The sequence below is a fragment of the Shinella sp. WSJ-2 genome, assembly GCF_003432075.1.
GTDB lineage: Bacteria > Pseudomonadota > Alphaproteobacteria > Rhizobiales > Rhizobiaceae > Shinella.
Window position 1 is genome coordinate 133,043 of record NZ_QWBU01000010.1, and the last position, 7,416, is coordinate 140,458.

A 7,416-nucleotide genomic window follows, 5' to 3' on the forward strand; every position below is an offset into this window, starting at 1 on the left:
GGTCGCTTCGAGGACTGGAAAGATGACGAAGAAAGCGGAATGGCCACGCAGGCTGCGCTCACAGGAATGGTACGGTGGCACCAGCCGTGACGTGATCTATCATCGCGGCTGGATGAAGAACCAGGGATACCCGCACGACCTGTTCGACGGGCGCCCGGTGATCGGCATCCTCAACACATGGTCGGACATGACGCCGTGCAACGGCCATCTGCGCGAGCTTGCCGAAAAGGTGAAGGCCGGCATCTGGGAGGCCGGCGGCTTCCCGATGGAAGTACCCGTCTTCTCCGCCTCGGAAAACACCTTCCGTCCGACGGCGATGATGTATCGCAACCTCGCGGCGCTCGCCATCGAGGAAACCATTCGCGGCCAGCCGATGGACGGCTGCGTGCTGATGGTCGGCTGCGACAAGACCACGCCGTCGCTGCTCATGGCGGCGGCCTCCGTCGACCTGCCGTCCATCGTCGTCACCGGCGGCCCGATGCTGAACGGTTACTTCCGTGGCGAGCGCGTCGGCTCCGGCACGCATCTGTGGAAGTTCTCCGAGATGGTGAAGGCCGGCGAGATGACGCAGGAAGAGTTCCTCGAGGCCGAGGCCTCGATGAGCCGTTCCTCGGGCACCTGCAACACGATGGGCACGGCTTCCACGATGGCCTCGATGGCCGAAGCGCTGGGCATGGCCCTCTCGGGCAATGCCGCCATTCCCGGCGTCGACAGCCGCCGCAAGGTCATGGCGCAGCTCACCGGCCGCCGCATCGTGCAGATGGTCAAGGACGACCTGAAGCCCTCGGACATCATGACCAAGCAGGCCTTCGAGAACGCCATCCGCACCAATGCGGCCATCGGCGGCTCGACCAATGCCGTCATCCACCTGCTGGCCATGGCCGGCCGCGTCGGCATCGACCTGACGCTGGATGATTGGGACCGGTGTGGCCGCGACGTGCCGACCATCGTCAACCTGATGCCGTCGGGCAAATACCTGATGGAAGAGTTCTTCTATGCCGGCGGTCTGCCCGTCGTGCTGAAGCGCCTCGGCGAAGCGGGCCTGCTGCACAAGGATGCGATCACCGTGTCCGGCGAGACCGTCTGGAACGAGGTCAAGGACGTCGTCAACTGGAACGAGGACGTCATCTTGCCGGCCGAAAAGGCGCTGACGCAGTCGGGCGGCATCGTCGTCGTGCGCGGCAACCTTGCGCCGAAGGGTGCGGTGCTGAAGCCGTCCGCCGCCTCGCCGCATCTCCTGACGCATCGCGGCCGCGCCGTGGTGTTCGAGGATATCGACGACTACAAGGCCAAGATCAACGACGACAATCTCGACATCGACGAGACCTGCGTCATGGTCATGAAGAACTGTGGTCCGAAGGGTTATCCCGGCATGGCCGAAGTCGGCAACATGGGTCTGCCGCCGAAGGTGCTCAAGAAGGGCATCACCGACATGGTGCGCATCTCGGACGCCCGCATGTCCGGCACCGCCTATGGCACCGTCGTGCTGCACACCTCGCCGGAAGCTGCCGTCGGCGGTCCGCTGGCCGTCGTGAAGAACGGCGACATGATCGAGCTCGACGTGCCGAACCGCCGCCTGCATCTCGATATTTCCGATGAAGAGTTGGCACGCCGCCTTGCAGAGTGGAAGCCGCACCACGAGCTACCGACGTCGGGCTACGCCTGGCTGCACCAGCAGCACGTGCAGGGTGCCGATACCGGTGCCGACCTCGACTTCCTCAAGGGCTGCCGCGGCAATGCCGTCGGCAAGGACAGCCACTGAGTTTTGCGGGCGCGGCCTTAAAAGCCGCGCCCGATTTGTATCGTCTTGATACGCATTGCGGTGGTCTCTCCGCCGAATGCAACCTTTCCTTTTCCCTGGTCGCGACCAGGCGCGTCATGCGAGGAACCCGCGGCGGGGCGCTCCCCTTCCTTCCGCGATACCGGTCCACTCCCGGATCGGTCGCTGAAATGGGAGGTTTCCATGTTCGGAACATCAAACGAAGTGTCGATCCCCAAGCTCTCCATGGCGCTGCTCGCGGCCGTGGTTCTTGCCGTGCCGGTCCATGCGGCTGATCGCGGCAAGAAGGGCGGCGGTCTTGGTGTCGGCGTCGGCGTAAGCGTCGGCGGCGTCAAAGCTGGCCTTGGGGCGAATGTCGGCGGTTCGCGAGGACTGGCCAGTGCCGGTGTCGGCGCAAGCCTTGGCGGCAAAAACGGCGTGAACGCCGGCGTTGGCGCCAATGTCGGCGGCTCGAAGGGTGTGGCCAATGCCGGTGTTGGTGCATCGGTGGGTGGACGCAACGGCGTAAACGCCGGTGTGGGCGCCACGGTCGGCGGATCGCGAGGCTTGGCGAATGCCAATGTCGGTGCGTCGGTCGGTGGGCGCAACGGCGTGAATGCGGGCGTCAACGCCAATGTCGGTGGCTCCCGTGGCCTGCTGGATGCGAATGCGCGGGCAACGGTTGGCGGCTCGAACGGCCTCGGTGTTGGCATCGGCGCCAATGTCGGCGGCGGCGGGTTGATCGACGCGGATGTCGACGTCAGCCTTGGAGGTGACGACGACGGCGTAACACCCACCACGCCCACCGGTCGCGACAAGCCCGGTGATGGCCGTCCCACCCCCGGCAAGGATCGGGATCGCGCGATCGTTGACGACTTTGCCCAGCTGTCGCCCAGCGACAAGCAGCAGATGATCAAGCGCTGCCGTGGCGTCAATAGCGGCGGTTATGACGCGGCATTGGTGAAACTCTGCCGCCTGCTGGAGACGGCATCGCGCTAACACTTGCAAAGACGGCGGTCGTTACGGCCGCCGTCAGCTCTGGCTTTGCGATTGGCTCTGGCCGGCCGCTTCCACCTTGATGGCGACGCTCATCGTCTCCGCCGACCGTCCCAGCACCATGCCGGAAACGGGGGCCGCGTCCGTATAGTCCAGACCTGTGGAGAGGCGCACATAGCGCGCGTCGGGGCAGATCTTGTTGGCGGCGTCGAAACCGACCCAGCCGAGGCCCTGCAGATGCACTTCCGCCCAGGCGTGGCTTGCCGTCTGCTCCGGCGCGTCCATCAGCAGATAACCGGAGACATAACGGGCGGGAATGCCGAGGTGCCGGGCGGCGGCGAGGAAGACATGGGCGTGGTCCTGGCACACGCCCTGCTTTTTCTCCAGCGCCTGTTCGGCCGTCGTATCGGCGGCGGTCTCTCCGGGCTTGTATTCGACGCCTGTGTGGATCGCGGCCATAATGGCGTGCATGCGGGCCAGCTCGTTATCCCCCGTCACGGCCCTGGCAAGCTCGCGGATGAGCTTTCCCGGCTTAGTCAGCGGCGTCTCGCGCAGATAGAGCCACAGCGGCACGAAACCCTGATGCGGGCCGAAAACACCGGCGCGGTCTTCCGTATCCACCTCGCCCTCGGCGACGATGCGGATCGTCACCTGCTCGGCATTGGTGCTGACGAGATCGACATGGTTGCCGAAATGGTCGGTATAGCCGGCCTCGACGCGGGCGCCGTGCACGGTGGTCGCCCACGCGCGCACGATCTGGCCTGGCTGCGTCTTCGGCGTCAGCCGCAGGCGCTGCAAGGAATATTGCACCGGGTCGTCATAGGTATATTCGGTCGTGTGGCTGATCTTCAGTCGCATTGCTCGCCCCCCGCTCAACGATAGAAGCGATAGCCGTCGGAGATCTCTTCCCCGAGGCGGTTGTTGTGCACGATGAATTCCTCGATGAACTCGTGGAGCCCCTGTTCCATGATGTCTTCGATGCTGCGGCTTCTCAGCAGCATCAGCGTCGCCGACGCCGTCTCGTGCGCCGCATGGTTGTCGCCATAGAGCTTGGCGAGATAACCGAGATTGCTGACGAGCTTGTCGTAGCTATAGGCCAACGAGCGCGGCATGCGGTCGTTGAGGATCAGGAAGTCGGAGATATTGGTCGAGGAATAGTCGCCGTCATAGACCCAGCTGTAGGAGCGATGCGCCGAGACCGAGCGCAGGATCGATTCCCACTGCATGTTGTCGAGCGACGAGCCGACCTTGGCGATGGCCGGCAGCAGCACATAGTACTTCACGTCGAGGATACGCGCCGTGTTGTCCGCCCGCTCGATGAAGGTGCCGATGCGAGAGAAGTTGTAGATGTCGTCACGCAGCATGGTGCCGTGGAAAGCGCCGCGGATGAGGGCGGTGCAGCGTTTGATCGTACCGATCACCTCCGGCATGTCGGCGGGCTTCACCCGTTTGGAGAGCGCCAGCTTCAGCTCGATCCAGCACTCGTTCGTCGCTTCCCAGGTCTCGCGCGTCAATGCGGTGCGCACCATGCGCGCATTGTTGCGGGCCGCCTCGATGCAGGACATGACACTCGACGGGTTCGAGTGGTCGCGCAGCAGGTAGTCGATCGCGTCGGCGCTCGTCAGCTTGTGATGAACGGTGTCGAAATCCTCACGCACACCGGCGCTTTGCAGGACGCCGTCCCAGTCCTCGTCCGAGGAGCCGGAGCGTGTCAGCGCCATGCGCAGGCCCGCATCGATGAGACGGGCGATGTTTTCGGCGCGCTCGATATAGCGGAACATCCAGTAGAGGCCGTTTGCAGTTCTTCCCAGCATAGGCTCAGTCCTCCAGTACCCAGGTGTCCTTCGTGCCGCCGCCCTGGCTGGAGTTGACCACCAGCGAGCCTTCTTTCAGCGCCACGCGGGTCAGCCCGCCGGGAATGATCTGCACCTTGTCGGAAACCAGTACATAGGGACGGAGATCGACGTGCCGGGGCGCGATGCCCTTGTTGACGAGGATCGGGACCGTCGAGAGCGACAGCGTCGGCTGTGCGATATAATTCGAAGGGCGAGCCTTCAGCTTTTCGGCGAAGGCCGCGCATTCCTTCTTCGAGGCGGTCGGGCCGACGAGCATGCCATAGCCGCCCGAGCCATGCACTTCCTTCACCACCAGTTCCTCGAGATGTTCGAGCACGTATTTGAGGCTGTTTTCCTCCGAGCAGCGCCAGGTTGGCACGTTCTCGAGGATCGCTTTGCGGCCGGTATAGAATTCGACGATCTCCGGCATGTAGGAATAGATCGCCTTGTCGTCGCAAATGCCGGTGCCCGGCGCATTGGCAATCGTGATGTTGCCGGCCTTGTAGACATCCATGATGCCGGGAATGCCGAGCGCTGAATCCGGCCGAAAGGTGAGGGGATCGAGGAAATCGTCGTCGACGCGGCGATAGAGCACGTCAATCGCCTCGTAGCCACGGGTCGTGCGCATCTTCACCTTGCCATCGACGACGCGCAGGTCCGAGCCTTCGACCAGTTCCACGCCCATCATGTCGGCCAGGAAGGAATGCTCGTAATAGGCGGAATTAAAGATGCCCGGGGTCAGCACCGCAATGCGCGGCTTGCCGGAACAGCCGGGGGGCGCAAGCGACGCCAGGCTCTGCCGCAGTGTCTTCGGATAGTCTTCGACCGGACGCACCTTGTTCAGGTGGAACAGTTCCGGGAACATCTGCATCATGGTTTCCCGGTTTTCCAGCATATAGCTGACGCCGGAAGGCGTGCGGGCATTGTCTTCCAGCACATAGAACTGGTCTTCGCCCGTGCGCACGATATCGGTGCCGACGATGTGGGTATAGACGCCGCCGGGCGGCTTGAAGCCGATCATCTGCGGCAGGAAGGCGACGTTGCGCTCGATCAACTCGCGCGGCACGCGCCCGGCCTTGATGATTTCCTGCTTGTGGTAGATGTCGTCCAGGAAAGCGTTGAGTGCGATGACCCGCTGTTCGATGCCCTGGGCGAGCTTGCGCCACTCTCGGCCGGAAATGATGCGCGGGATGATGTCGAAGGGGATGAGCTTTTCGGAGCTGTCTGCGTGTCCGTAGACCGCGAAGGTGATGCCGGTTTTTCGAAAGAGATTTTCGGCTTCTCTTGATTTGGCGATCAGGCGAGCCCGATCCTGTGCTTCATACCAGTCATGGTAGTTTTCGTAGGGCTGCCGCGGGTTGCTGTCCGCGTTCATCATTTCATCAAATGCCAAAGGCGTGTTCCCCATTTTTCGCCATTTGAGTACAACATAAGCGGCAATGCAAGAACCATGCTCAATGAGAGGGAAAGAATTCTCATACCGCTTTGGGTGCGTTTAAACCGGCCATGGCGACGGTTTTTGCGATGGCTGCACGACTGCTGGCGGCGCCTCTGCCGAAATGATGGGCAGATGCCGAAAGCATGGTCGCGCCGCCTTTCGCTGAACCTAAGCATCAAGGAAATTCCTTTGACCATCATGGGGGCAGCGCCTATCGCTCGCGCACGCTTGTCCTGATGCCGGAAGTCTCATGTCCCTCGATCGCCTGGCCCCGGCCATCTTCGTTCTGCTCTGGTCGACCGGATGGGTCGTGGCGAAATATGCCACCTTCGTTTCCGAGCCGCTGACATTCCTGAGCATTCGCTATCTGACCGCCGCGATCCTGTTCGCCGGCTTCTGTCTCGTCTCGGGTGCCGCCTGGCCGCGCGACCGGCGCACCATCGTGCACGCCGTCATCTCCGGCGCCTTCCTGCACGGCATTTATCTCGGGGCCGTCTGGTGGGCGATCGGGCAGGGCGTCCCGGCAGCGCTCTCCTCGATCATCGCTGCGCTTCAGCCGTTGATGACCGCCTTGGCCGCCCCCTTCTTCATCGGCGAGCGGTTGAGCGGCACGCAGAAGATGGGGCTTGGCCTCGGCTTCCTTGGCGTGCTGCTTGCCGTGCTGCCAAAATTCTTCGGCCATGGCACGGCGGAAATTCCGGCCTTTGCCATCGTCGTCAACATGCTCGGCATGGCCGCGGTTACCTATGGCACGATCTACCAGAAACAATATCTGCCGACCGGCGACATCCGCGCTATCGCGACGTTGCAATATGTCGGTGCGCTGATCGTTACCTTCCCCTTCGCCGTGGGATTGGAAAACCTGCATGTCGATTTCGGCCTGACCTTCGTAGCTCTGCTCGCCTGGGCCGTGCTCGGCATTTCGATGGGCGCGATCTTGTTGCTGCTCTATCTGCTGCGCCGCGGCCAGGTTTCGCGCGCGGCATCACTGATCTACCTCGTGCCGCCGATCGCTGCCTTGCAGGCAGCCGTGATTTTCGGCGAGGAGCTGACGGTCCCGATGATCCTGGGCACGACGATTTCGGTGGTCGGGGTTTACCTCACAAACCGCAAAACGGCCTGAACAAACAAAAACGGCGGGCCGAAGCCCGCCGTTTTCCGTTCAAGGAGTATTCGATCACGCCTGTTCGCGGCGCTGGCCTTCCGGCCGGCGCGGCTTGCCGTGGTTCTGCGGGCGGCCCTGGCCGTTGCCGCCGCCGTGGTTGCGGTTCTGGCGCTCGCCCTGCTTCTGGGCGGGACGGCCGCCATGGGCGCGCTTGCCGGCGGACGGTGCGCCGCCCTCGGATGCAGCCTGCGAACCTTCGCCAAACGGCTTGCGCGGCGGGCGC

At 63.2% G+C, this 7,416-nt stretch carries 6 protein-coding genes and 1 pseudogene; 3 read left to right on the forward strand and 4 right to left on the reverse strand.

Features of this window, described 5'->3' with window-relative positions:
• Positions 1-22 precede the first annotated feature (22 nt).
• Both araD and D0Y60_RS19750 read left to right on the forward strand, forming a co-directional pair.
• Positions 23-1,762 (forward strand): L-arabinonate dehydratase, encoded by a 1,740-nt coding sequence (gene araD, locus D0Y60_RS19745; RefSeq protein WP_117371672.1) that lies wholly within the window; start codon positions 23-25, stop codon positions 1,760-1,762.
• A 201-nt stretch (positions 1,763-1,963) separates the two neighbouring features.
• A complete protein-coding gene (locus D0Y60_RS19750; RefSeq protein WP_117371673.1) occupies positions 1,964-2,758 on the forward strand; it encodes a hypothetical protein in 795 nt (264 codons plus the stop codon).
• A gap of 33 nt (positions 2,759-2,791) precedes the next feature.
• On the opposite strand, the gene D0Y60_RS19755 is transcribed toward D0Y60_RS19750, so the two are convergent.
• Genes D0Y60_RS19755 through D0Y60_RS19765 form a run of 3 tightly spaced genes read right to left on the reverse strand, consistent with a single transcriptional unit; the run spans position 2,792 to position 5,983 of the window.
• Complete coding sequence (locus D0Y60_RS19755) at positions 2,792-3,613, reverse strand: transglutaminase family protein (RefSeq protein ID WP_117371674.1); 822 nt, start codon at positions 3,611-3,613, stop codon at positions 2,792-2,794.
• A 14-nt stretch (positions 3,614-3,627) separates the two neighbouring features.
• A complete protein-coding gene (locus D0Y60_RS19760; RefSeq protein ID WP_117371675.1) occupies positions 3,628-4,569 on the reverse strand; it encodes an alpha-E domain-containing protein in 942 nt (313 codons plus the stop codon).
• A gap of 4 nt (positions 4,570-4,573) precedes the next feature.
• A complete protein-coding gene (locus D0Y60_RS19765) occupies positions 4,574-5,983 on the reverse strand; it encodes a circularly permuted type 2 ATP-grasp protein (RefSeq protein WP_117371676.1) in 1,410 nt (469 codons plus the stop codon).
• A 295-nt stretch (positions 5,984-6,278) separates the two neighbouring features.
• Between D0Y60_RS19765 and D0Y60_RS19770 the strand changes: the two genes are divergently transcribed.
• The gene (locus tag D0Y60_RS19770) at positions 6,279-7,151 is read left to right on the forward strand and encodes a DMT family transporter (RefSeq protein ID WP_117371677.1); all 873 of its coding nucleotides are present in this window, start codon (positions 6,279-6,281) and stop codon (positions 7,149-7,151) included.
• Between the two features lie 54 nt (positions 7,152-7,205).
• Here D0Y60_RS19770 and D0Y60_RS24790 read toward each other — a convergent pair.
• A pseudogene (locus tag D0Y60_RS24790) lies at positions 7,206-7,416 on the reverse strand (hypothetical protein); the annotation flags it as partial.